The organism is Granulicella paludicola, assembly GCF_025685545.1.
Classification (GTDB): domain Bacteria; phylum Acidobacteriota; class Terriglobia; order Terriglobales; family Acidobacteriaceae; genus Granulicella; species Granulicella paludicola.
In genome coordinates this window covers 434534-460253 of the sequence record NZ_JAGSYC010000024.1, presented here as the reverse complement: position 1 = coordinate 460253, position 25720 = coordinate 434534, and the positions used below count along the sequence as shown (strand labels likewise).

Sequence of the window (25720 nt, the reverse complement as noted above, 5' to 3'; positions counted from 1 at the left end):
CAATGATATTTAGCTTGGCATAAAGTCCGTTGAGACACTCAGTTCCTTCCAGTCTCGGTCGGACTTTGCTTTCACAAGATCACTCTGTTCTATAGCCCGGTACGCATCGCTACCAAGAATAAGCCTGAGAGGCGGGTTGTCGACCGTCGTTATCTGGATGAAAGCGGCTGCTGCTCTTTCGGGATCTCCTGGCTGCTTCCCGTTGAACTCACGTTGAAAGCGCGCAATCTTGCCAACAGTCTCGTCGTATTCGGGGCGCCCCTCGCGGATAGCGGTGGACGAACCTGCAAAGTCAGTGCGAAATCCACCGGGCTCAATGATCGTTACTTTTAGACCGAGGGGAGCCACCTCTTTTGACAGAACTTCCGAGAAACCTTCGACGCCCCATTTTGCAGCAGCATAGGCAGAACGTCCAATTGGACCAATGCGACCCGCGACCGACGAGAATTGAAGAAAGTGACCGCTCCCCTGCTCTCGCATGAATGGGAGAGCCGCCTTCGTGACGTGAATGACTCCGAAAAGGTTTGTTTCTAGTTGGGCTCGAAATTCGGCCATGCTCATGTCTTCAACCGGGCAAACGTCGCCATAGCCGGCGTTGTTCGCAACAACATCCAATCGTCCGAAGGCCTTGATTGCTTCGGCTACTCCAGTGATCGCCGCCTGCTCGCTTGTTACGTCAAGAGCTATGGCACGAACTTGATCTCCGTAGCGTTCAACCAAATCCTCGAGTTGTGCAGGATTGCGTCCGGTTGCTACAAGTCTGTACCCGGAAGCGAGGACAGCTTCCGCAAGTGCCCGCCCAAGTCCTCGGGTACTTCCAGTGATTAGCCAAACCTTTGACTCAGATTTTTCGTTATTAGACATATGCGACGCTCCTTCCTACATCGTTTACTGTTTTGCGAATTCTCTCTCCACCGAATACATTTGGCGTTGCGAATAACTCAATCCATTTCCAACACGATTTTTCCCGGTCCCTTGCCACCGTTTATCAATGTCAACTGCGCCTGTGCGGCCGCTTCAAGCGGATATACGGCGGCAACTGGGACGATTAGTAATCCTGCTTCGACAAGTTCAACAAGTTGAAGCAAGTCCGCTTGGTCCATACGCGCAAACACTGTTGTCACCCCAGGTGCGCTGTCTGCGACCGAGCAAACACGTACACCGGTACTACCCAGACGCGCATTCAGCGCAAGAGCTCCGCGCCCACCGCAGTGAAGAATCGCGTCCACTCCGTTAGGCACCAACGAGCGCACCTCGCCGACCAAACCTTCTCCATACAAGACGGGCTCCACGGCAATGGAACGCAGATAGCTGTGAGTGAGCACTGATCCCGAGCCGATGACACGCGCACCCTGCGCAATCGCAATCTGTGCGGCGAGAGAGCCCACCCCACCCGAAGCTCCGTGAATGAGAACAGTCTCACCCTTCGTCACGTGTAGCGAGTGAACAATTGCTTGATATGCCGTTAGTCCAGCCAGCGGCAGACCGGCTGCTTGCGCCCATGTCGCGTTGTTTGGCTTGCGAACAAGGGTGGACGCGGGGACGGAAACCATCTCAGCATAAGTGCCATGATGAAGAATCTCCTCACGCACAAAGCCGATCACTTCGTCTCCGACAGCAAACTCCGTCACGCCAGCACCCACTCGCTCGACGATGCCCGCAACATCCCAACCCGGGATTACCGGAAACCACGCATCCATGATCGAGTCTCCAAGACCCGCCTGTAAAACATGATCCGCTGGGTTAAGTGCTGCCGCCTTCACCCGAATCAGTACACTGTTCTGGGCGACCTTCGGCTCCGAGACTTCCGCAAACTCAAGAACCTCAGGCCCACCATACCTCCGATAGATAATCGCTTTCACGGATAGCTCCTTATTGCCCCGGGAATGCCAAAGGTAGATTCATAACAATCCGCAGCGTATCGATCTTCCACACCCCGTCGACCCGGCGTAAGGTAGGCCGATAATACCCTGCCTCGATGGGAGTAACCGTCCCCTGAGCTCCGAATGCGCCCTCTGGCCATCCCGTGACTGGCCGCTCTTTCCCACGCACCTCGAAGACCACAAACTGAGCATCAAGCGTGGCGATTTCGCCGTCCACTTCAATGATGTGGTCGTGAGTTGTGTGATGACTCCAGCCGTATGCCGGGTGCGGCTTCATCATCTGCGATACCGCCGCAGTGATAGCGTCCTTCCCCACCAACTCGCCAACAGGCTCCAACTTGCCCAGTTTGTTATAAGAGATTTCAACACGACCCGTCTCTGTAAACAACGCAGCGACCGCTGCACCATCCCGCTTGTCCGTTCCGCGCACATATTTTGCCAGCACCTGCTGTATAGCCCTCTCCTCACTCATTGCTGTCTTCTCCTCCATTCTGGAATGTCCCTCATCAGGCACAAAGGGGATCTTTGCAACACACTTACCCGTTGCTTCGAAATGCGTCTGTCACTGCTAGATTCTTGGATCGGTCAAGCCACTGCTCCCTGCGAATTTGTGGACAGCGATTTGATGGTCCAGTCGACCGAACCTCGAAACTCGTATCTGCGAATGCACCAATTCCGATAGGCATTATCGTAGGAGGATGCGGAGTGGGCCGCAATTATACGTTTGTATATGGGCGCTCGCGAGGCGTTGTGTTTCAAGCCGACTCGATCACGTGATGACACTGATCAATGTGAAAAATATTCACAAATATCTCCATGCTGATAGAGTCCCCGGCATTTTTCTGAACCAGATTCTATGCGAGAGACTTTGTCTCAAGGAGCTCGTTATGTCGAGAAGGAAGAAGCACGCAGCTTTGAGCCGTAGCATGACAGTATCTGCGCGTCTGGGAGACTTGCCAATGGACCACCACTCTCACCAGAGCGTGGCCACGTTTTGTAAGCTGTTCTCAGCTTCACGCTGAAGCGTCCTGGTTTCCTCTCGCTTTGCTTCGGCCTCTGCATTGCGTTCGCCCATTGGATTGATGCCGTCGGCAAGCAGTTTCTCCGTAGCGAAATGAAGTTCCCGTGCATCCCTGGGTTGACGAGAGGGTACTCGTCGAAGGTCGTGTTCTGTTCGCCGCCATCGAACCGATAGCGCCAAAGTCAGAGCTTCGTACCCGTCGGCAGGACGAGAAGACTGAGGCCTCCTCCGTCGAGCATCTCGTACTTCTCAGCTTTCGGTTTCGCATTCTCGATTTCGGTGATGGTGAGTAGCGAGGTGGGTACGGAAGAGGAAACGTCCATTCCCCAAACTTTGGCTCATCGTACCCCAAACTAATCCCCAGCCGAAGCCGGCTGCGTACGAACGGTCTCGGACGTTGTCAGACGCCATTTCCTCGCAGATCGTTCTAAGACAACAACATCCTCGCGCGCGAGGATGTATGGGGACGTGCAAAGAAGCTTGATTTTGCAAGAAATGGTTGCCCCCCAGGGATTCGAACCCCGATCGAGCGAGTCAGAGTCGCTAGTCCTACCATTGAACGAGAGGGCAATACAGGTTGTAAGCGTCAACCGCAGGCTCGGTGAGGTGCCACAATCAGCTGACTTCTCAAGTGTACGAAGGAAAGCGTTGGCGGTCAACCTTTTGCCTGTGCAAAGACTGCCCACCTCCTACTCTTCGCGAAGCACCTCAAGGGGTTTCTGACCCAGCACGCGATGACTTGCGAGCCATCCTGCAGCTACCGTCAACGCCGCCACGCAAAGCGCTGCAGAAATATTTAGCCACGGCTGAAAGTGGTAATCGAAGTGGAACTGGCGCAGCAGAAGGAGTCGGCCCATGATGTTCGCGAAGATGAGTCCGGTGATGCCCGCAATCAGGCCCAGCACGGCGAACTCCACCGAGAAGATGGTGGCGATGCGCGCACGAGTCGCGCCGAGTGTTTTGAGCACCACCACTTCGCGGATACGACGATAGCGCGTACCGGCTATCGCGCTGGCGAGGATGACGATGCCGGCGAAGATGCTGAACGCTGCCAGGAACTGGATGACGTAGGTGATCTGCAGAAGCACCTGCCGCACGGTCTCGAGCGTGGCCGCCACATCGATCACGGTGACAGTGGGAAAGCGTTCGTAAAGAGCGCGCCGTAGCTGAGCTGTGGACGCTGGATCGCAATGAACGCCACCGTACCAGACGGCGGGCAAACCTGCGAGCACCGGTTGCGGAAAGACAAAGTCGGCGCGGGAGTAGGCATGACGACTGTCCGCCTCGAACAGCGCGGAGACCGTAGCGGTGAAAGCCTCGTCCTGCGCGCTGAAGGTCAGCGTGTCGCCAGGCCGAACATTCAGCCGAGCTGCGCGGTTCTTGTCGATGGCGACCAGCGGGTGCAGCTTGGAGTCCATTGCCTGCTTCGCCGTCCACCACTGGCCGGAGCTCACTTTGTCACCTGGCGGGGGCGCGTCTGCAGTCGGCGACCAGGTCAGACTGAGTCCTTGCAGGGAGCGGCCGAAGCCGCGTTTCTTCTCCAGCTGGGCCGCAGGAATTCTATTGATGGCCACCAGTCGCGCGGCTACGACGGGCAACAGCTCTGGCGTGCCGCGAACCGTAGGTTGCTGTGCCAGCAGGGTACGCACGCCGCCGACCTCATCGGTCGTCATGTCGACGAGAAAGATATTGGGCAGGTTCTCCGACACTGCGACGTGCATCTCGCTCACGATCGAGCGCTGCACGATGTAGACCGCCGCGATCTGCATGACGCCCAGCCCCAACGCGGCCAGCAAGGCAGCAGAAGGATTGCCAGGGCGATAGAGATTCGCAAGACCGTGCCGCAGCGAGGACGGCAGATGAAGGCGCGTTGCCGAGAGGAAGAGTCGCAGCGCGTACATCAGCAACCGCGCGACGAGATATAGCAGGACCAGAGCCGCAATTAGACCGCCACCAAAGACGAGGCCGACGGTGCTGGAATCGGAGACACGCGCGGCGAGCGCCACCAGCGCTCCCACAATGACGACGCCTGCGAGCAACTGCAGCAGATAGGACGAGAGGTTGCGGCTAAGGCGCTCGAAGAACGTGCCATCCCCTGAATCGACAGCGCGGCGGAGGATCAGGATGGGGCGAATGTTTCGCACCGAAAGCAGTGTCGGCACGGTGAACAGCAGTGTGGTCAGCAGGCCAGCGGTAAGACCCATTGCTATGGCGTGGCTGTTGATCTGAAAGCTCGGCGTTAGGTGCAGCAACTTCGCGAGAAACAGCGGAAACGCCAGCTGCACGCCCAGCCCCAGCAACACGCCCAGAACGCCACCGGCCAGTCCGAGCAGGACCGTCTGCAGCAGGTAGATCTTCATGATCTGCGACGAGCCTGCGCCGAGCGACTTCATGATGGCAATCGAATCGAGCCTCTGCTGCAGGTGCGCGCGCATGGCCATCGCTACTCCGACCGCGCCGAGCACGAGGGCGACCAGCGACATCAGCGAGAGAAGACCGGTTGCGCCATCCAGAGCGCGGGTAAGGGCGGGATTGGCTTCGCGATAGTCTGAGACTTGGGCTTCGGGTAGCAGCGAATCAACCTTTGCCTTGAGTGCCGCCACGGCATCATCTGATAGCGCCTGCCCAGGCTTTGCGGGCGGCAGCTTGAAGAGGTAGCGGCGCGAGACCCGCGCAGCCGGAGAAACGAGGCCCGTGGAATCCAGCGCGGTCTGTGTCAGCAATACCCGGGGACCGGCTGCGAACGAGCCGGAGAGACGATCCGGTTCGTCCACCACAGCAGCAGCGATGCGGAAGATCTGCGTACCGAGCTTGATCGAATCACCCACCTTGAGGTGCAGGCGCAGCAAAAGGTCTTCACCGACTGCCACCGTGTGATCCGAGAGTGCCTGCGTGAGCGGCATCGCAGGGTCAAGCACGACATCGCCATAGAAGGGATATTTCGCGGGGTCGATCGCCTTGAGCGAGACGAGCAACGGATCAAGCGAGGTCGCGCTGGAGGCCATCGACAGCGACTCCGTCACTGTCGTCTCCGAGGCGCCACTGCTGGTGAGGTCGCTCAGCGCACTCTGCTGATACGGCGTCAGCGGGACGTTCGTCCGGGCCGACAGGTCCGCTGCCATGATGCTGCGAGCTCGCAGCAGCAGCGTCGCACGGAAGGCAGACGAGAAGCCGCGAACGCCCGTTAGTGCAGCGACGCCGATTGCAACGGAAAGGATGACAAAGGTGAACTTGCCGCGTGACGAATGCAGTTCCCTGCTGGCAATACGAGCTGCGGTGGGGTAGGAGAGGGAGGGCAACGGCTACGCTCCTGCCGGGGTGTGCTGCGCGGGAACCTGCGTCTCGTCGCTGATCACCAGGCCATCGCGCAGGGTGATGCGGCGGCCTGCATAGGTGGCCAGCACGGGATCGTGCGTCACCAGGACGAGTGTCGTACCTTCGACTCGATTGAGATGGAGTAGGAGGTCGAGCACATGGCTGCCATTGGCGGTGTCGAGATTGCCGGTGGGCTCATCGGCCAGGACGATGGGCGGTCGGAGAATGAAGGCCCGAGCCAGAGCCACACGCTGCTGCTCGCCGCCGGAGAGCTGCACGGGATAGTGGTCCACGCGCGAGTCGAGACCCACAGCGCTAAGCAGTTGCCGGGCGCGGGCCATACCGTTCGCTTCACCCGCTACGTTGGGGGAGCCGTTGAGTTCATACGGCAGCATCACATTCTCTAGTGCTGTCAGCGTAGGGATCAGTTGATAGCTCTGGAAGACGAAGCCGATGGTGCGGCCGCGAAGCTGGGCCAGCTTGTCTTCAGCCAGGTTGCTGATTGCGGTGCCGTTCAGCGTTACGGTGCCAGAGGTTGGGTTATCGAGTCCTGCCAGAAGCCCCAGCAGCGTCGATTTGCCTGAGCCGGAGGCTCCCATGATCGCCGCGAACTCGCCGCGGGCGATCGTGAAGTCGATGCCCTTGAGAATCTCAACCGTGGTCGAACCGGTGCGAAGAGATTTGCGGATACCGGAGACGACAATCATGCCGTTTCCGTCGGTAGGAGTTGGTGAGATCAAAAGAGTCGAGGCCTTTGGCTACAGTAAGATGAGAGACGATTGCGTGATCGTTCTTTAGAAAGACGCGAAGGGCTCTGTGAATATTGTGATTCTAGCGCGGAAGCGAACATTTGTATGGGGCTGCCTATGGATTGCAGCCACTTCCGGAGTGATTGGCTGCAAGTCGGACGCGCCACCGGTTGAAACTTCGAACCCGCCCGTCGCTGTGACGACCCAGCCAGCTGCGCCCGCGCCGGTCGACGCAGTGGCTCCAGAGGATGATCGCCCGCTGATTGTTTGCTTCGGCGACAGCCTGACGGCAGGCTACGGTACCGACCCCGGCCAAAGTTATCCTGACGCACTGCAGAAGCGGCTTGACGGGCAGGGCTATCACTATCGCGTGATCAATGCGGGCATCAGCGGCGAGACAACCAAGGATGGCCTTGAGCGCGTGGACCGCATCGCGGCTCGCCACGCGAAGATCGTGGTGCTGGAGTTTGGCGGCAATGACGGCCTGCGGGGGCTGCCGCTGGAACAGACGCAGAGCAACCTCGCCTCCATGATCGAGCAGCTGCAGAAGAGCGGTGCCGAGGTCGCGCTGGCGGGCATCACGTTGCCACCCGAGTACGGCCCCGACTACATCGCGAAGATCAATGCGATCTATCCCGCACTGGCGAAGAAGTACCATGTACGCCTGTTGCCCTTCCTGCTAAAGGATGTGTACGGCATCGCAGGCGATATGCAGGATGACGGGCATCACGCAACGGCAAAGGGCAACATCGGCGTAGCCGCTACGGTAGAAAAGCTAATTCAGCCGATGCTGAAGAAGTAGGCCCTCAGCCCATCACAACGATGGGCTGCACCAGGGTGCCTGCCACGCGTTGCGCAATAGCGAGCAGCTCGCGTGGGCTGCTAAAGACCTTCAGCAGAGGCGCGTCGGAGAACTCTGCCACGTTGACCTGCATTCCATTACGAATACGCCCAGCCGTCTGCTCATCGACGATGACCGAAGGCATCTCTGGCAGCAACGTGCGAGGATGCGGCAGGCGCTGCTCGATCTCCGCCGGTGTCAATGCCTTCAACTCCTTAACGGTAATGGAATGCCCCAGGTCGAAATCCCCAGCCTGAGTGCGACGCAGCGACGCCAGGTGCGCTCCGCAACCAGCCGCTTCGCCTAGCTCATGCGCGACGGAGCGCACATAGCCGCCCGCTGAAACGTGCATCACAAATTCGGCGAGATCGCCGTCGAGCGAGGTCAGCTCAAAGTTGTGAATGGTGATTCTTGCAGGCTTTACGGGGACATCTTTGCCTGCACGCGCCAGCTTGTGCGCGGGCACGCCGTTGATTTTTTTGGCTGAATACACGGGAGGCACCTGGTCGATCTGCCCACTGAAGCGTGTCGCAAGAGCACGCAGGTCTTCAAGCGACTGCGTCAGCGCAGCAGGCGCTGACGCAGGTTCGCCCTCTGCATCGAAGGTGTCCGTCGCGAAGCCGAAACGAATGCTGCCGGTGTAGCGTTTCTCGGCTTTGCCGAAGAACTGCGCCAGCCGCGTGTGTTTGCCGAGCAGCAACGGCAGCACGCCCGTAGCCATAGGATCGAGCGTGCCGAGATGTCCGATCGAGCGTTCGCCCGTGGCGCGGCGAACGATGGAGACGACATCATGAGAGGTGAGACCGGAGGGTTTATCGAGAATAAGAAGACCGTTCATGCAGAGATCATTGTCTCGCACATGAACGGTCTGTGTTTGTCACTGGTTTTCCAGAGAGGCTAACTAGCTGCGTCGAACAAGCGAAAGAAACTCGTTCCGCGTCTGCAGTTGCGATTTGAAGACCCCCAGCATGGAGCTCGTCACGGTGCTGGAACCTTGTTTCTCCACGCCGCGCATCATCATGCAAAGGTGCTGTGCCTCGATCACGACCCCTACACCCTGGGGATGCACGGCTTCATTGATTGCCTCGGCAACCTCTTGCGTCAGGCGCTCCTGCACCTGCAAACGACGAGCGAAGACATCGACAATGCGCGGAATCTTACTCAGACCGACGACTTTGCCGTTCGGCACATACGCTACATGGGCCTTGCCAAAGAACGGGATCATGTGGTGCTCACACATCGAGAAGAACTCGATGTCCTTCACGATCACCATCTCGTCGTAGTCCACATCGAAGAGCGCTTCGTGAAGCACATCTTCGATGGATTGATGATAGCCCCGCGTTAGGAAGTCGAAGGACTTTGCGACACGCTTCGGCGTGGAAAGCAGGCCGTCGCGCGTTGGGTCTTCGCCTATGCGTCCTAGAATTTCGGTATAGATCTGCTCCAGGCTCGCATCGGCGAGGCTAGTGGAAGCAGAAACGGTTTCAATTGCGGGCTTTGTCGACATAACCTCGTGAAGCCTTTCGTGAACTTACACAATCATTTGATGCCTGCGTCTCAATCCAGATGCGAAATTGGCGCGCCGTCTCCGTAGTAATCGAAGGAATTGTTGCCGGTCTCCTCAATGTGCACGCGCCGAAGGATCGCATGAGGATACTCGCAGAACATTCGCCAAACCTCTACACATAGATTCTCAGTTGTCGACACCTGATCGCGAAAGAGGTCCAACGTATTGAGATTTGCGTGGTCGAAGAGATCGAGCATCTTGCGCTGTGCGAATGAATCGAGGTCGGCGAGGTTCGTCACCATGCCCGTTGCCGCATCAACGGGACCCGACAATGTCACTTGCACGACATAGTTGTGACCATGGCCAAAAGGGTTGTTGCACTTGCCGAAGGTGTCGCGATTTTGGTCAGGGCTCAGCGCATCGACGTGGAGACGATGCGAGGCAGAGAAGTGATAGCGGCGCGAGAAGTGCACGACGGGGGTGCTCATGCGCTTTCACCGTAGTAATCCGCAAAAAGGTCCGGCATCTCGTAGACGCGTACACGGAGCACCTTTGCATTCGGCACCTTACCGTCCAGCCGCTTCCAGATCGCGACTGCAATATTCTCGGTAGTCGGAATGGTATTGGCGAACTCAGGCACTTCGTGGTTCAGGTGGCGATGATCGTACACAGAGACGACCTCGCGCTCGAGAATATCCTTCAGCTGTTTCAGGTCGACAACAAAGCCGGAGACCGGGTCTATCTCGCCCGCAACCGTGACCTCCAACGTGTAGTTATGCCCATGCCCGTTTCGATTGGCGCACTTGCCGAAGATGCGCTCATTCTCCGCCTGAGAGAGCGAAGGGTTGTAGTAGAAGTGAGCGGAGGAGAAGTCGGCTTTGCGAGTGAGAAGGATCATAGAGTAGTTTGCGCGTTCAATGCTAAGAGATGCTTTGAGTCTAGAGCCCGATGCGAGCACTCAGCGGCCCGGGCGGTACTCCCTGCCCTTCCATGCGACCTGATGAAAGAGTTTGTGGTTCATCCAGCTTCGCACCAAAAGGTAGATGAATAGAGGAAGAGCCAACGGCGAGATCGCACAGTCGACAAAGCTGAAGTTCGAGCGTGAGACGCGGCTGTAAAAGCGCCAGATAGTGCGCAGCCACACCAGGGCGAGCAGACCGTACTGCATCTGGGTGAGGTGCGGAAACAGGAAGTAGGCCAGCGGCAGCAGCAGCAGAACGATGTCGAGCAACCGCCACGCTGCGAGGGTGAGCGCGTGGGGAAACAGCAGCACAAGGTTCTTCGTCCAGCCCTCCATCATGTCGCTGACGCCGCGATACATGGTGGTGCTGAGCGCATCGGGCGCGTAACGGAAGCGTAGTCCACGTCCGTTGTGCCGCGGCGCCGCACGCTTTACGTTCCATGCCAGGTCCACGTCTTCCAGCACCGAACGCCCTACAGCGCGATGCCCTCCCAGCGCGAAGTAGACATCGCGATCGACCATCAAAAACTGTCCATTCGCCGCGGCGGTACGACGACCCGGATCGTTTACCTGGGCTGGAGGGTAGACCGTCGCCAACTCAGAGAAGATCAACGGCATCAGCGCCTGTTGCACAATGCCATGCACGATCTGCCGAGGCGAGTACGAGAGCAGCGCAGCGTTGTGCTTTACAGCCTCGTGCATAGCGCGAGTCAGATCGCCGGGCTCGTGCTGTGTATCTGCATCGGTAAAAAGAAGCCAAGCGCCCTGCGCCTCCTGCGCTCCGAGCCAGCAGGCCTGCGTCTTACCGGTGAAGGCGCGCTGCGTGTCGCGCAGTTCCAGCTCCGGCGCGTGAATGACTCGCAACCCCTCGTGCTTTGCAGCTAAATCCGTCGCGATGGCACGCGTACTGTCCGTGGAGTTGTCGTCGACCACGATCACTTCCCAGTCGCGCCCCAGCAAAAAGAACTCGTCCGACTGCGACAGCAAGGACGCAAGACACGCAGGCAGATTCAGCTCTTCGTTGCGGGCCGGCACGATGACCGTCAACTGCAGCGTGGCGTTGGGGCGAGCGAACTCGGCAGGAAGCGTGACCGGGGCATCATCCATGGGGAGCCCCAGGACAGGGCTGAACTTTTTCGGCGAGTTGGGAGTGTCAGACACAGGCCACTATTATAGGGAGTGGACGATCCTGTGATGAAACGGATGAAGCTCTATGCGTAGTAAGACAAAATCGGGTGGGGGACGACTGCTGGCCGCATGCCTGCTCGCAAGCCTGTTTGCGGTTGGCTGCGACCGTGGCGACCATCCAGAGCAGATTGGCAAGGTCGCGCACCAGTTCGTCGTCAAAGACTCCGACCGCACCGTTGATCTCTCAAAATTGCGCGGCAAAGTCGTGGTGCTCAATTTCTGGGCTAGCTGGTGCGCACCGTGCCTGGAAGAGTTGCCGAGCCTTGAGGCACTGCAACGCACGCTGCCACAGGTGACGGTCCTGGCGGTTTCTACCGACGAAGACACCACTGCCTATAAGAACTTCCTCCTGCAGCATCACGTGAACCTGCTGACCGTCCAGGACGCAGCGCAGACGTCGAATCCACTGTATGGAACGTATCGCTATCCCGAGACCTACATCATCGACAAAAACGGCATGATTCGGCGCAAGTACATTGGTCCGCAGGACTTCATGAGCAAAGAGATCGTCGATTCCCTCAAGCGGCTTTCGCAGTAGCTGCCTCGCCGGGGAAACAGTCGCTGATAAAATAGGAGACATATGACACAGCTTGACGTGATGTATCGGTACGGCGCGGCTCCCAGCGAGGCGACGATGATGGCCCTTGGGCGTATTCGCGAGGTGTACGGCGTACGCCGCCTAACCTTCAGCGAAGCCGAAAAAACCGTGCGCGTGGAGTATGACGCGACCCGCCTGACCGAGCCCGTAGTTCACAAGCTGCTGCGTGGCACCGGCCTCGACGTGCAGGGTCTGGTCTCGCTGCTGCCGCCGCAGCCCAAGTCTGAAGTGGCCGCGCCCGCAGCCTGAGTTTTCCGCAGCAGGTCGGTTGCTTCGATAGCGAATCTCCGGTATTCTGTCTTAGTTGCAGTTCTGCAATGTGCGCCCGTAGCTCAGCTGGATAGAGCGTTTGGCTACGAACCAAAAGGTCGGAGGTTCGACTCCTTCCGGGCGCACCATAAAACCCCTTGAGTCAACAATTTAGAGGCACACGGTCCGGAACGAATCAACACGTGAGAACAAACAGCTTCGGTGACAGCCGAAGCCTTTTTCTTGCCCTCACATGCTGACCTCCGGAGCATCTCAACGACCGTTGCATTGGCGGGCCTCGACTCCTTCTGCTGCATCTGCGCGCCGCAGGCCCAAGGTAGTCGGCCAACAACGAATCGCGGTGATAGGGTCTGCCGGTGCTAGGCGATCCGAACGCCCAGCCATTGACCGGAGTCACGGCTTTCTTCCAAGCCGCTAGCTCTGCAGCAAGATCGGGATGCAGCGGGGGATTTCATTCGAGGCGTCCGTCTTGGTCTCCTCTTTCTGATACTTCCCTACCACTGATCGGGTGAGGTTGACGCTCAGACCTTCGAGGTCGATCTCCATCCACTTCAGCGCCAGCAATTCACGGGCGCGAAGCCCCAAGCACATGGCCACTTGCACCATCATGCGGACATGTAAAGCATCCCTGAGTTGGTCCAACAGAGCGTGATAACGATCTATCGGAACAAGAATCAGCTTGCGAACCCGCTTGTTTGAGCCCATGATCTTGCTCAGTGCGATTGGATTTCGCTGAACGTCCAACAGTCCCCAGCGCATCGCACACTCAATGATTCTGTGGCACAGTATCTTGAAATGTCCCTTTGTTCTGCGAGAGACCGGCCGACCTGGACGATTTTGGTAGGGAGCGTGTGGAGTCCGTTCAGCCAATTCTCCAAACCTTGAATGTCCTCAACAAAATCCGCAATTCGCATCTGCGCGAATTGGCTGCGAATGCGCTTGAGAATCGATCTGTAAGGTCCCTGTGAACTCTTCCGTTCGGGTAAGCCCTCACGTTTGTAGCGATCACAGAGCTTCTTATATCTACTGGGTCTTCATCACACCGACGATGACGATCTCCGATAGTCCGGGCGTTAATCCATCTGCTGCGCGGAATCTGATCCGTACGCGCCGCCCCTGCAGATGCCGGGTGGTGATCACGCGCACCCGTTGGGAATTCGTCCTGACTGCCTCGCTGGCAATCTCCTCCCAGGCACCATCCGCCTTTTCGATCTCCGCAACAAACCCATAGCCGGCGGCTTGCGGAAACGTAAGCAGCAAGCGTCGGTACTCGATCACTCGCTCCGGATCGACCAACACCCATGGATCGGCATCTCCCGGCTGAGGACTCCAGTAGGTGGATGAATCGCCGTCGTTGACGAGCGGCGACGAATGACCGGCTGCGCTTGAACTTGCAGCAGTCGGATTGCTTGTCCCGAAGCTTTCTTCTGCGGTGGCCTTCTCCGTTGTAGATTCTGCTGCGGGTAAATAAGGACGGTCGCGAACAACGGGGGTGACACCGGCCACAAAAGCCGGTCCTTCGATAGTGCGGATCTGCAGCTCCCCGTCTCTTAGCCCGGGAGACGTAGCCCGCAAACGGGTAACTCCAGACTGCCAGCTCCGCATCGCGATAGCCGCCTGCCCGTCGAGGATCTCGATATCGCTGTCGGGAGCGAACGTAATTGCACGACCCGTGGGTAGTTCTCCGGGACCCGACTCGATCGCGAGTCGCACTGGCGGCGTGTTGCTAATCGCGCGTCCCTGCGCATCGACGACGGTGACAACCAGCTGGACGTCATCCGTTCCGTCTGCCCGCTCAATCACGGGAGAACTCGAGCTCAATCGAAGAGCAGCCGCGATCCCCGGCTTCGCCCACTCCGGTGGTGCGATTCCCCTGTAAGCGTTCCGATACCAAAACCACTGACGCTTTGGCAAACGGAAATAATCGACCATCCCCATTCCCCCAAACTTGCGCCCCGCAATCGAACCGTGATCGAAGCCCGCCCAGATCGCCTCGCCCGAGCGCCACGGTAGACGCCACGCATAAGTCTCGCCGGTGTTCTTGTCCGCGCCGGGAGTCCGCGCAAGGTCTGTGCCCCACCCCGGATCGTACTGGCCCGGTCGGTCGGCCATGGTGGATCCATACTCCGCAACGAAGCTCGGAATCCCTGGCTTTGCGAATAGAAACGCACCGTCTCCGTTGTAGCCGACGATATCGCCAATGTGGTCGATGTTGCCCCGTTGCGCGCCATCAATGGAGGCCGGCCGGGTAGGGTCCAGTTCATGGCTCAGCGCCACCTCGTCCGCAAGCAGCTTCCGAACTTGAGACATAGTGTCTTTGGCGGAGAAGAAAACCTCGTTGTCCATGCCCCAGGCAACAATTGAAGGATGATTGCGATTGATGCGAATCATCTCCGCAAGCTGTTGCTTCACGTTCGCTTCGAACGCTGGTTCCTGCGCTGGATCAGTGGGATACGCCGAAGCCGCCCATGGACTTTTGAAGCCGGCCGTTCCCCAAAATGGCACCTCGGAAAGAAACATGACTCCGATCTTGTCGGTCGCTTCAGCAAAATGAGGGTCATGAGGGTAATGGGAGCCGCGGATGAAATCGAACCCCGCATCTTTCATGAGTTGAACATCGCGATCGATAGCTCTGTTGGTCACCGCATCGCCCCAACCCGCCTGGTCCTGATGAGCGTTTGCCCCCAGAAAGTAGCGATGCTTGCCGTTAAGAAAGAAACCTTTGTCTGCCGTCCATAAGATCCAGCGAAACCCAAACTCCGTTTCGAATCGATCGACCAATCTTCCTGATACCAACACGCTCGTGACAGCCCGGTAGAGGACGGGAGTCTCGGGACTCCAGAGACGCGGCTTGGGAATAGGATTCGATTTCTGCTTTCCGATGGTTGCTTCCCCGGCGGCAACTGTCACATTTTCATCGGGCAGCGTGCTTACAACCGCTCCACGATCGTCGAGAATCTGTGTATGGACTACCACGTCCGCGGGGTGGGCACTATCGTTGCGCACCTCTGTTTCCACTGCCGCGCGCCCGGACGCGTTAGATAGGTCGGGCGTGGTGATATGCGTCCCCGTCCACGCCACATGCACGCCATTTGTAACCGTCAGCCAGACATCGCGATACAAGCCGCCGCTGAAGACGTGCTCGCCCGCGCGCGGAGCCAACGTCGCGTCCCATTTGTTATTCACGCGAACCGCGATCACATTCTTGCCCGGGTGCAAACGGCTGGTGATGTCCACGGGAAAGCCGGTATAGCCGCCTCTATGATGTCCTGCAGCGGAGCCGTTCACAAAGACTTCGGCTTCCTGAAACGCGCCTTCAAACTCCAGTGAAAAGCGGCGCCCAGCTGGGACCGCTGCGAGCGATAGAGTCTTTCTATACCAGCCATATCCAACGTAGAACGAGGGTGCCCGGAAATACGGAAGGCTAAAGCTGTGCGGCAACCCGATCGCATTCCACTTCGTGTCGTCAAACTCAGGACTCTGAGCACCAGGGACGTCGCCCAGTTTGAATCGCCAGTCCGCATTGAAATTTATCCGGACGCGGCTGTTGCCCGCCACTGCGGACGCAGAGATAGGAGTTGCAATGGCCAGATGCCCCTGAGCCATGCCGGCGAGCACAAAGAAGCCTATGATCCATCGAAGCATAATTGCGACTATAGTTGTTGCGACGAATCTTGCGATCGTGATCTCAAGCTCCGAAGGGCAGTAATTACCAGCCCGCGCGCCAGAACAACTTTATCGCCTGCTTCCGAAAACGAAAGCAGCCCGGCCGGAAGCTTTTCCGTGCCGGGCTGATAGTCGGCAGGGCTAGTAAACGATATGAAGTCCGACCTGCAGCGTGCGAGGATTGCTGGTTGACTTACCCGTAACCTCGCCAAACTGACCTGACGTCGGATTCAGGTTCGGTCCCGACCAGTTCGGATGGTTGATGAAGTTGTACGCGTCAGCCGTGAACTCTGCATTGGCAGTGTCTGTGATGCCAAACTTCTTCTTCAATGAAAGGTTCCAATCCTGGAAGCCAGGCTGATAGATCGAATTTCTTACGCCCTGTTGATGATTGAAGGTTCCAAGCGCAGGAGCTGTAAAAATCGGAGTGCCATCGCTGTTTGTCGTTGAAAAGTACTTTCCAGTGCCGCCGTACCCGGCAAATTGGTGAAGAATCTTCGGCTTGCCATTCATTGTCCAGAACTCGCCCTGTGATCCGCATCCGAAACTGCCTACCTCGCCTACGCCTGCATAGTCGTTTGTTGCGCCGACTCCACAGGGCGCACCGGTTTGGAACTGGGCCACACCCGCGATCCTCCAACCGCCGAGCAACTTGCTGGTCAGCGTGTGCTGCTCACGGAAGAACGGCAGCGCGTATACATAGTTCACGACGAGCATATGCCGTGCATCGAACTCCGAAGGCCCATACAGATTACTGACGTCGTACGTATCAGGAACGATATCGCGATAGTTCGAACTGTCGTCCGTGCTCTTGGAGAGCGTATACGCCACACCCAGCGTAAGATTCCGAGCGTTTGTGTGCTGAAACGATAACTGCAGAGAGTTATACCGCCCGCGGCCATTGCTCTGTTCCTGCTGAATTGCGGCATACCCCTGGTACGGACGCAGAGCATTGATGTTATAGCTTGTGCCTCCGTGCGCCGCAGCAGAAACCTGCTGTGCTCCTACAGTCGGCTGATTGATGTCATACACGCGCCAGTTGTGTAATCCGCGACCACCAACATACGCTGCCGTAAACATCGACGACCAAGGCAGTTCGCGCTGGATTGCGCCGTTCCAGTTGTACCGTATGGGTGCCTGCAGATTTTTGTTCAGCGTCGTTACGGTCAGTGCCGGCGCAGTCGTGCTGGTAAGCGAGTACCCGGGGTTGTCGACTTGCTTGTCGGTCAAATCGCCAGCAATCGCATTCACCGTGACGAACGGCTGGAACGGCGGGTTGCCGCCGGGGAAGATGTTGTCGAGCAAACCCATTCGAGTTGCAAAGGATCCAAATCCTCCACGGACGACCGTCTTCGGAGTCAGTTCGTAGGCAATACCGACACGTGGCTGCCAGACTTGTGAGGTGTTGACATATCCGTTCTTCAAGTTTGGCGCGAACAGAGCCGAGCAGGGGCCGCCGTCGCAAGCGGTGTTGGCCGTTGTAGCCGTCGCTCCAACAACGCCGTGTGCCACAGCCGAAGACGGAAACTTCGAGATACCCGGGATCACCATACCGTCGTAAGGATTTCCCACTCCCAGCGTCACATTGCCTGTGGTGGTGCTGACCGGCGGTGCCGCAGATGTCGTGTACGATGCCGGGTCGAAGAACGCAGCATTCCCCCACGCAGCCTTGTAGGGCGTAAGAGCGGTATAGCGCAGACCGTAATCAAGGTGCAGCTTTGCGTTCACTTTCCACGAGTCCTGTGCGAACCCCTCAAACACTTGGCCACGCCAGACCGTGTACGATTTTGGCCCGATCTCGGTGTAACTATCCGAAATGCCCGAAGCCAGATTCGCCAACCCGACACCGGTCGTACCGCCAAGATTAGTTCTGGTATCGCTGAAGACAAAGTTACCGTTCTGATTGTTCGCTCCGCCCGGAACGGTCGACACATTGATTTGGTCGTTGTCATTTTCGCCCGAATTTTGAAACTGGAAGCCCACTTTCATCGTGTGGTTTCCCAATACCTTCGTAAAGCTATCTGAAAACGTGTAGATAGGGCCGCCGGAGTGCGACGGATACGGTCCTCCAGCCAGACCGTAGAAATTCCCAAGGCCGCTAACCGTTGGAATCTTATTCTCCGCCGCCTTCTGCCCCGGAATGATGTACGGGAAGTTGATGCCCAACGTACCGCGGTTGAAGCCGGCGAGCGCAAGATTCACAGGGATATATACCTGGTCGAGGCTATAGGTCACGCGGGCTTCGTTGATCGTGCTCTGATTGATGATCCATGTCCACGTCAGCCCATTCGTCTGATTTGGCCGGTTGAAGTAGCGCCCCGTAAGCCCCGATCCTTGATCGAACGGAAGATACTCGTTGTAGGTCACGTTCTGACGACGGAACGAGATGTGATGGTGATCGTTCGGTACGATGTCAAAACTGATGGACTGCTTGCGTTGGTTGATCGGATGAGCCGCGCCAGCTATCCAGTTTTGGGTGCCGTTCAAGTATCCCGGTGTAGGCGCAGGATAAGCATTGATGATCGCCATGCCGTTCGCGCTTTGAGCAGTCAGCGGAATCGTATTGTTGGTGTATTGAACGCAGGTCGATGCTTTATTTACCGGGCACGTTGCTGGGTTATAGACGAGCGTCGGCGCTGTGTACCAGGGGTTCGTCTGAAGCAATTCACTGAAGTTGCCCTGCCGCATCAGATTCGTGGGCACGGCCTGAGTCTGCGTATCGGTGAAGCGATAACGGATCCAGTCCTCACTTACGAAGAAGAATAGCTTTTGCCGGTACTTCTCGGTCCAATGCACGCCAGGGATGTAAACCGGTCCGCCGAACGTGAAGCCAAAGTTGTTGTAACGGAACGGCGACGGAAACTTCGTCGTCGCGCTCTGGTTGCGCTGCCAGGTGTTCGCGTTCATCGCCGAGTTACGGAGATACTCATAGGCGGACGCATGGAAGTCCTTCGTGCCACTCTTCGATACGATACGCATCTGACCGCCAGCGGAGCTTCCATACTCCGCCTGGTAATCCGAGGTCAGGATCTGCATCTCCTCGATGGCATCCGGATTCGCTACGCCGATAATTTGAGACGAGCCTCGAGTGCGCACACCGGGAGCGCCATCGAAGGTCACCATGGTGTCCTGCGTGCGCGCGCCGTTCACGTTGAACGGCACACCCCCGCCGATCGCAAAGTTGAAATCACCCAGCGTACCGCCGCCGCGCATACCGGGAATGAGAGCACCGATGTAAAGTGGGTTGCGCCCGTTGAGCTGTTGATCCGTGATCGTCCTACCGCTGATCTCGCTTTGCAGCGAACCAGACTCTGTTTGCAATACCACCGCAGTCGCTGTCACCTCGACAGTTTCGCTCACCGAACCCGTCGCCAGTGTCGCATCGACAGCCAATGCCGTGCTCGCGCCAAGGGGATTGTGCACACTCACAAATTTGCTGAATCCATTCGCTACAGCAGAGATGCTGTACGTTGCTGGGGCCAGATTTGGCACCGAGTAATGTCCTCCCGGATCCGATGTCACGGTGTGCGATTCATCCGTTCCTTCATTACGAACGGTCACACTTGCGTTGGGCACAACAGCTCCAGACTTGTCTCTTACGAATCCGCTGATGCTGCCTACGTCCGACTGTGAATACCCGGTAGCGCATACGAGAAAGAGCGCGAAAACGACCGCCCGGAGGCGCAGGTTCTTCAAAGATATGACGTTCTTCATGAGGCTCTCCTGAAAAGTGAGTCAGAAATAGATGAAGCTGTTTCCAAGTCAGAAAAAACTGTGTTGTCAGAGCGGGTGAGCTTATACGCCCCGCGAAAATCTCCTGTCAAGCACTTTAGCGGTAACGGAAATCTGCTGGCTAAGCGAATCCACTTCAACAGGAGGAGCCGATAAATCACATGAATTGCCTCTATTTAGAGCGTACTTGTTTGGTCGCTTACCCCACATGCGTCCGCGTTAGCGCAGAAAGGCTTCGCTCCGCAGTAGCTCAAGGGAGCTAAGTGAGAACGCAACGAACTGAGTGAATCTCGTCCCGTCGCAAACGGGATAAACGTCCCTAGTGGCGGCCACGAGAAATCTACTCGCGCCGTTTAGCTGGCACAAGTAAATTTCGGGTGAATCCAGCGGCGAAGAGACTCCAACAGAAAATCCTTCGCACTGGCGCGCGCTTCAACGGGATTAGGCGGAAGCGAGTCCTATGGCCGGACCTTCCGAAAGTGGCTGCTACTTCTCGCTGTCCGAAAGACCCGCCTCAACAGCTTTGGGCCGCCAGTCTATGGCCCACTTCGAGGGATTTGCACCCATCACAAAGCGAACAGGTTCACCTTTCTGAATCTGCTCCCACGTGATCACAGGAATAGTCAGCGGCTTTCCATTGATCGTTGCACTTTAGATATACATATTCTTCGCTGAGTTATTCTCGGCATCCACGATGAACGTATTTCCATTCGCCAATCGAAGTGACATCCTTGCATAGAGCGGACTGCCAATCATGTAGTTACCGCTCGCTGGGTTTACCGGATAAAGGCCGGAGGCTGTAAATAGCAGCCAGGCGGACATCTGCCCACAATCATCATCGCCATCAAGACCACCGTCATCAAAACCGTACTCCTTCGCCGAAATCGCACATTCGCCTGCGTCTTCCAAGGTTCGCCGGCAAAATCGTAGAGATAGGGATGATGGTGGTTCGGCTCATTGCTATGTACGTTGTGGCCGCCATACCCGATCGCGCTCCGCTGGCTGCCGATCAAAAGATTCACGTAGGCCGTCGCCTTGCGCCTCTTCCCCTGCGCAGACGAAAAGGCAAAAGCTGCAAGCATCATCGAATAAGTTGAGTTTATACAAGCCGAATTTGTAGGTCGGGGCATACGGCCGGGTCGCTGAGGGCAGCGGTCTACAATGGCGACCAGGGCTATCAGCAGCTTGCTGTCTGCAGAACCCTGAGGAAGACGCAGAGCCTCAAGGAGAGATCATGCTTGAACGCAAGTGGAGCCTATGGTGTGTGGCGGTTGCTGTATGTCTATCCGTGCTGCCGTTCAGCTACGGAGATGCTCAGCCACAGCAGAATGCCGTGTTCGTAAAAGACCCTGCTGCGCTTGTAAATCCTCTAATCGGCACCACCAACGGTGGCAATGATTATCCCGGCGCGACGCTGCCACTGGGAATGCTGGCATGGAGCCCTGAGGAGCCACGGAATCTTCCGCGCAAACCTGTCGAAGGCATCCCGGGATCGAAGCGCGATCAACCTGGACGCCCCGCAGCGCCCGGTGGCTATGAATACTCCTCCAACCGCATCAGCGGTTTCTCCCTGACTCATCTCATGGGGACAGGTTGCGCGGGAGCCAGCGGCGATATCCCTTTCATGCCCTACACAGGCGAAATCACCTCATCGCCTGCAGAGGATCAAAGCGCGGAAGTCTATGGCAGTACGTTCTCCCACTCAAACGAAACAGCGAAGGCCGGCTTCTATCGGGTCAGGCTCGACAATGGCGTCATCGCAGAGCTGACATCCACGCTGCGCGCCGGCTCAGCACAGTTCACCTATCCTGAGGACAAGCCTGCCGTCATGCTTATTCGGTCGGCGAACTCCGAAACCGGCAGCACCGACGCCAGCGTGAAAATCGACGCCGAGAACCGTACCGTCTCCGGCTCCGTCACCAGTGGAAACTTCTGCGGCTATATCGGCACCGAGGACCGCCGAAGCTACTACACCCTCTACTTCGTAGCTCATTTTGACGCCTCGATCACAGCTACGGGGACTTGGCAGGATGCAGCCGTGCGTCCCGGCACAACAGAGGCAAGCGGTGGAACTACATATGGATCTAAAGGCTTTGTGCCGCAAGGTAAAGGCTCGGGTGCCTGGTTACAGCTTGATACGTCGAAGTCGAAGACAGTGGGTGTACGCGTCGGCATCTCCTACGTAAGCGAACAAAATGCAGAAGCCAACCTGCGCGCCGAAGACCCCAAAGGTACACCGTTTGAAACCGTGTACGAGAGAGCACACGCCGAATGGAATCGTGCCCTGAGTCAGGTCGAGATCGGCGGCGGCACGCACGATGAACAGGTGGTCTTCTACACCGCTCTCTATCACTCGCTGATGGGGGAAAATCTTGCCAGTGATGTCGATGGCCGCTACGTAGGCATGGACAGCAAGGTGCATGCCGTCGCTGCGCCTCAAAAGGCTCAGTACGGTACATTTTCCGGTTGGGATGTCTACCGTTCGCAGCTGCAGTTGCTCGCCTTGCTGGAGCCTCAAGTCGCAAGTGACCTCGCACAGTCTCTTCTGAATCAGGCAAATCAGAACGGAGGCGAGTGGGATCGCTGGACGCACAACTCTGGCATCACGCATGTGATGAACGGCGATCCGGCCGCGCCTGCCATCGCTGACATACTCGCCTTCGGTGGCAGGAATTTTGATTTGAAAGCCGCCTATCGATCCCTGCGTGTAGCAGCCACCGTTCCCTCGGCGCATGATCTCAGCAACGCAGGATGCGAGGTTTCGTGTATCGGCCAGAGACCGGCGTTGGATCAGTGGCTCAAGCTGCATTACATCCCCGTCGGTTCACCCGCCTGGGGTCCTGCTGCGGACACGCTCGAGGACTCGACAGCGGACTTCGCAATCGCCGAACTGGCACGTCGTATGGGAGACAAGGTAACGACCCGTCAGTTCCTCGAGAGAGCCCAGTACTGGAAGAACATCTTCAACCCTCAGGCTACACCGCAAGCTGGATACATCCAGAACCGCAACGCCGATGGCTCATGGCCCAAGTTCGATCCTGCCTCGGACGACGGCTTCGTGGAAGGGAGTGCCGCGCAATATCTCTGGATGGTCCCGTTCAACGTAAAAGGCCTGTTCACAATGCTGGGCGGTGCCGAGAAGGCCAGTCAACGCCTGAACGCTTTCTTTTACAACCCGGATGGCAGCCTCGCGGTTACGCAGTCGGGTGGCCTGCACGCTGAATTGAACAATGAGCCTTCTATCGAGACACCGTGGCTGTTCGACTTCCTCGGGCAGCCGTGGAAGACGCAAGAGGCCGTCCGTAAGGTGCTCAATACCATCTGGACGAACTCCCCCAAAGGTATGCCCGGCAATGACGATCTCGGCGAAATGTCATCGTGGTATGTGTGGTCAGCCCTCGGCATGTATCCCGAGATTCCAGGCCGCGCCGAGCTGGTGCTGGGCAGCCCGCTCTTCCCTCTCATCAAAATTCATCGCGCAGCCGGAGACATCACAGTAGTGGCACACGGCGCTGCGACGGACGCCCCCTACGTGCATGGCCTAGAAGTCAATCGGAAAACTGAAAGCAAGACCTGGCTGCCGGAAAGCTTTGTAGAACACGGCGGCACAATCACCTTTGAGCTAAGCGCAACGCCAGACAAAAAGTGGGGAACGGATACGAAGGATGCCCCGCCCTCCTTCGAGCCATAGCAATGCCAGAAACGCACCGCCAACCCCGGGTATTTATTCACCTTTCCGCAGAGCCGGAAGCCCGCATCCGAACCGAGGGTGGCGGCATCGCCACTCCGCAGGTCTCGGACGGCGCTGAGCCCATTTGTAGTTCAAACACAGAAGGCGACCTCGATCATGCCGAGCATGACTTCACGCAGGAGTTGGCGGTGCAGCCCGACTCTCAGTTGGCGGTAGCTTAGTTAGGGAGGTCCGTTACCGCGAACAGCGCTGGGAGGATGCAGCGAGCCAGTTTGTGAAGTCGAGAAATGTCTCGCCTCCGTTGCTCTGCATTCTGAGTGATTCCTACTTCCATCTAAGCATAGTGAAGGAAGCTGATCTCATAGCTGAGCTTGCCGTGGGCTATGCGAAAGACGATCCGACCAGAGTGCCACGTATTGTGGATCTCTTGCACCGCAATACGCAGAGGGAGCTTGCGCAGCGACTCTCTCTCTCCGGTTAGCCCGGTAGAGGCTCCCCTTCCCGAGCGATCCGGATGAAGTGATTTGTAAAGTCTCCATGTATGGTCGCTATGGTGACCTTCTGCATATGGCACGAAACACACTTAGATGTGGCTTTCGAACATGCCATCGCGGGGTGAGTCATCGACAGATCACCAGAACTATGGCAACTAAGGCATTTCTTGTCATAAGTGACCAGATCACGATTCAACGGCTGATGCGGGTTATGGCACGCAACACACGTCAGGCGTTCATCCTTCATGGTGCGCCAGCACATGCTCTCTTCCAATGGATACGGCTGAAATCGGACAACTGCCGTGTCTGCGCCCTGGCCGGTTGACAGACTGGCATCTGCAAAAAAGCGATGACACGAGCCACAAAAATCGATGGAGTCGGATGACGATCGCGACCCTCTTTGTCAAAGAAGAAGCTCAGCTTCGTAAACGAGTCCTCTCGCGCTACCCTCAGAAGTGGCAACACTTCACCGACCTTGCGGAACAGCTAGACGAGATCCCGCGGGACGTCAATCGAACTTGCCGGCATCTTGCGTTAGAGAGCCACTTACTGCTCGAAGGGTCTGATGAGTTCGAGTGTCAGTTCAAACTGGCTAAATAGTCCGTCAAATAAACACCGCACGGAATCGGTTACGGTCTCGCAGACGTCGTTCTCAGTGAGCGGCTTATTCTCCCCAGATCTGGATGTGGATTGGCGAGAACAGGCCAATGCACGTTTCCACTCCGCGCGTTGCTCGTCGAGCGCATTAGCGATTAAGCGTCACTCCATTGGTATCGGATAGATCGCGCGCCCTGTGCTCCAGGCTCAATTGGGAACAGCCTCATCCCAGTAAGATCTGTGCAACCGGCCCGCACTGGCCCGTCGCGGCGATTACGGTCTGCTCACAGAAGGGATCTGCTGTCGCGTATGAGTGGACGTAGGATCCTCGTTAGTCGACCATTAAAAGTTGATGACATCTCGAATGATGTTCGAGATGGGAAAACGAACAACCTCTTTTCGCTTTTTTACGGTCTCAATCATCCCAGTCGGCGCGGCGCATCTACCTGAAAGTCATATGCAGCCTTTCCCCACAGTGCAGTACGCGGGCATATTCGTGTCGGCTACCTTCGGGTAACAGCGTTTTCTGAGACTAGAAAAGCCCGCTCTTGGAGAGCGGGCTTTGACGCATCGTAGCGACTATGGCTTCAGCGCAGACTCGATCGCCGAGATCACCTCTGGCGAATCCGGCGTCACGGCAGACTCAAAGCGAGCGATCGGCTGTCCGTTGCGTGCGATAAGGAACTTGGTGAAGTTCCACCTAATCTCGCCACCAACGTTGGGTGCCGACGTAAGGTATTGGTAGAGCGGCGTCTTATCGTCGCCCTTTACCGAGACTTTCGCCATCATCGGGAACTTCACATGGAACTTGCCGCTGCAGAACTCCCGTATCTCTTTGTTGGTGCCGGATTCCTGATTGCCGAAGTTGTTCGCAGGTACGCCGACGATGACGAGGCCCTTGTCCTTGTACCTCTCATAAACGGCCTCGAGCGCGGTATATTGCGGCGTAAAACCGCAGGCGCTGGCGACGTTGACCACCAGCAGCACCTTGCCCTTGTAAGCACCGAGCGTGGTGGGGTCACCATCTATGGTGCTCAGTTTGAACTTGTAGACGGGCGCGCCAGCATCGGCCACGGCCACGCCGCTGAGGAACAACACCATCAACATCAGGTAGATCTTTCGCACGGGCGACTCCAGAAAATCGTGATGCGCCTAGTGTAACTGTGCGGCTCACTCTTATGCAGCGTAGAGCCGATAGGTTCACGGA

22 protein-coding genes, 2 tRNA genes and 1 pseudogene are annotated in these 25720 nt (G+C 57.3%); 7 read left to right on the top strand and 18 right to left on the bottom strand.

Going from position 1 to position 25720, the window contains the following annotated elements; genetic code table 11:
* Window positions 1-9 precede the first annotated feature (9 nt).
* The 7 genes from OHL14_RS11190 to OHL14_RS11160 form a co-directional block, all read right to left on the bottom strand.
* Window positions 10-864: an oxidoreductase gene (locus tag OHL14_RS11190; RefSeq protein ID WP_263379427.1), complete on the bottom strand. Its 855-nt coding sequence runs from the start codon at window positions 862-864 to the stop codon at window positions 10-12.
* 77 nt (window positions 865-941) lie between these two features.
* Window positions 942-1862, bottom strand: coding sequence for an NADP-dependent oxidoreductase (locus tag OHL14_RS11185; protein WP_263379426.1), 921 nt, complete (start codon window positions 1860-1862; stop codon window positions 942-944).
* Window positions 1863-1872: 10 nt separating this feature from the next.
* Entirely contained in the window at window positions 1873-2355 is a 483-nt protein-coding gene (locus OHL14_RS11180) for a nuclear transport factor 2 family protein (protein WP_263379425.1), read from the bottom strand.
* Between the two features lie 731 nt (window positions 2356-3086).
* The gene (locus tag OHL14_RS11175) at window positions 3087-3227 is read right to left on the bottom strand and encodes an Arm DNA-binding domain-containing protein (RefSeq protein WP_263379424.1); all 141 of its coding nucleotides are present in this window, start codon (window positions 3225-3227) and stop codon (window positions 3087-3089) included.
* A gap of 173 nt (window positions 3228-3400) precedes the next feature.
* Window positions 3401-3474 (bottom strand) — tRNA-Gln (locus OHL14_RS11170).
* Between the two features lie 119 nt (window positions 3475-3593).
* Complete coding sequence (locus OHL14_RS11165; protein ID WP_263379423.1) at window positions 3594-6203, bottom strand: ABC transporter permease; 2610 nt, start codon at window positions 6201-6203, stop codon at window positions 3594-3596.
* A gap of 3 nt (window positions 6204-6206) precedes the next feature.
* On the bottom strand, window positions 6207-6926 hold the full coding sequence (locus tag OHL14_RS11160) for an ABC transporter ATP-binding protein (protein WP_263379422.1): 720 nt from the start codon (window positions 6924-6926) through the stop codon (window positions 6207-6209).
* Window positions 6927-7035: 109 nt separating this feature from the next.
* Between OHL14_RS11160 and OHL14_RS11155 the strand changes: the two genes are divergently transcribed.
* Window positions 7036-7770: an arylesterase gene (locus tag OHL14_RS11155; protein WP_263379421.1), complete on the top strand. Its 735-nt coding sequence runs from the start codon at window positions 7036-7038 to the stop codon at window positions 7768-7770.
* 4 nt (window positions 7771-7774) lie between these two features.
* Here the strand turns inward: OHL14_RS11155 and truB are convergent, their stop codons facing one another.
* The 5 genes from truB to OHL14_RS11130 form a co-directional block, all read right to left on the bottom strand.
* Window positions 7775-8647, bottom strand: coding sequence for a tRNA pseudouridine(55) synthase TruB (gene truB / locus OHL14_RS11150; protein WP_263379420.1), 873 nt, complete (start codon window positions 8645-8647; stop codon window positions 7775-7777).
* A 63-nt stretch (window positions 8648-8710) separates the two neighbouring features.
* Window positions 8711-9316: a GTP cyclohydrolase I FolE gene (folE, locus tag OHL14_RS11145; RefSeq protein ID WP_263379419.1), complete on the bottom strand. Its 606-nt coding sequence runs from the start codon at window positions 9314-9316 to the stop codon at window positions 8711-8713.
* Window positions 9317-9366: 50 nt separating this feature from the next.
* Complete coding sequence (locus tag OHL14_RS11140; protein ID WP_263379418.1) at window positions 9367-9804, bottom strand: 6-carboxytetrahydropterin synthase; 438 nt, start codon at window positions 9802-9804, stop codon at window positions 9367-9369.
* Entirely contained in the window at window positions 9801-10214 is a 414-nt protein-coding gene (locus OHL14_RS11135) for a 6-pyruvoyl trahydropterin synthase family protein (protein WP_263379417.1), read from the bottom strand. Before OHL14_RS11135 ends, OHL14_RS11140 begins: the two co-directional genes overlap by 4 nt.
* 60 nt (window positions 10215-10274) lie before the next feature.
* Window positions 10275-11438: a glycosyltransferase gene (locus OHL14_RS11130; protein ID WP_263379416.1), complete on the bottom strand. Its 1164-nt coding sequence runs from the start codon at window positions 11436-11438 to the stop codon at window positions 10275-10277.
* A 52-nt stretch (window positions 11439-11490) separates the two neighbouring features.
* On the opposite strand from OHL14_RS11130, the gene OHL14_RS11125 reads away from it, so the two are divergent.
* The 3 genes from OHL14_RS11125 (at window position 11491) to OHL14_RS11115 (ending at window position 12461) form a co-directional block, all read left to right on the top strand.
* Entirely contained in the window at window positions 11491-12003 is a 513-nt protein-coding gene (locus OHL14_RS11125; protein WP_263379415.1) for a TlpA family protein disulfide reductase, read from the top strand.
* 42 nt (window positions 12004-12045) lie between these two features.
* Complete coding sequence (locus OHL14_RS11120) at window positions 12046-12312, top strand: hypothetical protein (protein WP_263379414.1); 267 nt, start codon at window positions 12046-12048, stop codon at window positions 12310-12312.
* Between the two features lie 72 nt (window positions 12313-12384).
* Window positions 12385-12461 (top strand) — tRNA-Arg (locus tag OHL14_RS11115).
* A gap of 286 nt (window positions 12462-12747) precedes the next feature.
* On the opposite strand, the gene OHL14_RS11110 is transcribed toward OHL14_RS11115, so the two are convergent.
* The 4 genes and pseudogenes from OHL14_RS11110 to OHL14_RS11095 all read right to left on the bottom strand — a co-directional run bounded on the left by OHL14_RS11110 (window position 12748) and on the right by OHL14_RS11095 (window position 20813).
* Window positions 12748-13092 (bottom strand): site-specific integrase, encoded by a 345-nt coding sequence (locus tag OHL14_RS11110; protein ID WP_263379413.1) that lies wholly within the window; start codon window positions 13090-13092, stop codon window positions 12748-12750.
* Between the two features lie 264 nt (window positions 13093-13356).
* The gene (locus OHL14_RS11105) at window positions 13357-15978 is read right to left on the bottom strand and encodes a glycoside hydrolase family 2 protein (RefSeq protein WP_263379412.1); all 2622 of its coding nucleotides are present in this window, start codon (window positions 15976-15978) and stop codon (window positions 13357-13359) included.
* 162 nt (window positions 15979-16140) lie between these two features.
* A complete protein-coding gene (locus tag OHL14_RS11100; protein ID WP_263379411.1) occupies window positions 16141-19713 on the bottom strand; it encodes a TonB-dependent receptor in 3573 nt (1190 codons plus the stop codon).
* A gap of 669 nt (window positions 19714-20382) precedes the next feature.
* A pseudogene (locus OHL14_RS11095) lies at window positions 20383-20813 on the bottom strand (glycoside hydrolase domain-containing protein).
* Window positions 20814-20965: 152 nt separating this feature from the next.
* Here OHL14_RS11095 and OHL14_RS11090 point away from each other — a divergent pair.
* Together OHL14_RS11090 and OHL14_RS11085 are read left to right on the top strand one after the other, a co-directional pair.
* Window positions 20966-23422 carry a GH92 family glycosyl hydrolase gene (locus OHL14_RS11090; RefSeq protein ID WP_263379410.1) on the top strand — a complete coding sequence of 819 codons (2457 nt, stop codon included), beginning with the start codon at window positions 20966-20968 and terminating at the stop codon, window positions 23420-23422.
* 2 nt (window positions 23423-23424) lie between these two features.
* Window positions 23425-23643, top strand: a complete 219-nt coding sequence (locus OHL14_RS11085; RefSeq protein WP_263379409.1) for a hypothetical protein — start codon at window positions 23425-23427, stop codon at window positions 23641-23643.
* A 256-nt stretch (window positions 23644-23899) separates the two neighbouring features.
* Here the strand turns inward: OHL14_RS11085 and OHL14_RS11080 are convergent, their stop codons facing one another.
* Window positions 23900-24163 carry a cytochrome c3 family protein gene (locus OHL14_RS11080; protein WP_263379571.1) on the bottom strand — a complete coding sequence of 88 codons (264 nt, stop codon included), beginning with the start codon at window positions 24161-24163 and terminating at the stop codon, window positions 23900-23902.
* A gap of 134 nt (window positions 24164-24297) precedes the next feature.
* Here OHL14_RS11080 and OHL14_RS11075 point away from each other — a divergent pair, with 134 nt between their 5' ends.
* Window positions 24298-24516 (top strand): hypothetical protein, encoded by a 219-nt coding sequence (locus tag OHL14_RS11075; RefSeq protein WP_263379408.1) that lies wholly within the window; start codon window positions 24298-24300, stop codon window positions 24514-24516.
* A 576-nt stretch (window positions 24517-25092) separates the two neighbouring features.
* On the opposite strand, the gene OHL14_RS11070 is transcribed toward OHL14_RS11075, so the two are convergent.
* A complete protein-coding gene (locus OHL14_RS11070) occupies window positions 25093-25638 on the bottom strand; it encodes a glutathione peroxidase (protein ID WP_263379407.1) in 546 nt (181 codons plus the stop codon).
* Between the last annotated feature and the right edge of the window lie 82 nt (window positions 25639-25720).

Coding starts and splice junctions, on each gene's coding strand:
- OHL14_RS11120 (WP_263379414.1), top strand. CDS start 12,046: ATGACACAGCTTGACGTGATGTATCGGTACGGCGCGGCTCCCAGCGAG.
- OHL14_RS11100 (WP_263379411.1), bottom strand. CDS start 19,713: ATGAAGAACGTCATATCTTTGAAGAACCTGCGCCTCCGGGCGGTCGTT.
- folE (WP_263379419.1), bottom strand. CDS start 9,316: ATGTCGACAAAGCCCGCAATTGAAACCGTTTCTGCTTCCACTAGCCTC.
- truB (WP_263379420.1), bottom strand. CDS start 8,647: ATGAACGGTCTTCTTATTCTCGATAAACCCTCCGGTCTCACCTCTCAT.
- OHL14_RS11175 (WP_263379424.1), bottom strand. CDS start 3,227: ATGGACGTTTCCTCTTCCGTACCCACCTCGCTACTCACCATCACCGAA.
- OHL14_RS11090 (WP_263379410.1), top strand. CDS start 20,966: ATGCTTGAACGCAAGTGGAGCCTATGGTGTGTGGCGGTTGCTGTATGT.
- OHL14_RS11135 (WP_263379417.1), bottom strand. CDS start 10,214: ATGATCCTTCTCACTCGCAAAGCCGACTTCTCCTCCGCTCACTTCTAC.
- OHL14_RS11140 (WP_263379418.1), bottom strand. CDS start 9,804: ATGAGCACCCCCGTCGTGCACTTCTCGCGCCGCTATCACTTCTCTGCC.
- OHL14_RS11105 (WP_263379412.1), bottom strand. CDS start 15,978: ATGCTTCGATGGATCATAGGCTTCTTTGTGCTCGCCGGCATGGCTCAG.
- OHL14_RS11080 (WP_263379571.1), bottom strand. CDS start 24,163: ATGAAGGATGAACGCCTGACGTGTGTTGCGTGCCATAACCCGCATCAG.
- OHL14_RS11160 (WP_263379422.1), bottom strand. CDS start 6,926: ATGATTGTCGTCTCCGGTATCCGCAAATCTCTTCGCACCGGTTCGACC.
- OHL14_RS11085 (WP_263379409.1), top strand. CDS start 23,425: ATGCCAGAAACGCACCGCCAACCCCGGGTATTTATTCACCTTTCCGCA.
- OHL14_RS11075 (WP_263379408.1), top strand. CDS start 24,298: ATGACGATCGCGACCCTCTTTGTCAAAGAAGAAGCTCAGCTTCGTAAA.
- OHL14_RS11110 (WP_263379413.1), bottom strand. CDS start 13,092: ATGCGCTGGGGACTGTTGGACGTTCAGCGAAATCCAATCGCACTGAGC.
- OHL14_RS11190 (WP_263379427.1), bottom strand. CDS start 864: ATGTCTAATAACGAAAAATCTGAGTCAAAGGTTTGGCTAATCACTGGA.
- OHL14_RS11125 (WP_263379415.1), top strand. CDS start 11,491: ATGCGTAGTAAGACAAAATCGGGTGGGGGACGACTGCTGGCCGCATGC.
- OHL14_RS11180 (WP_263379425.1), bottom strand. CDS start 2,355: ATGAGTGAGGAGAGGGCTATACAGCAGGTGCTGGCAAAATATGTGCGC.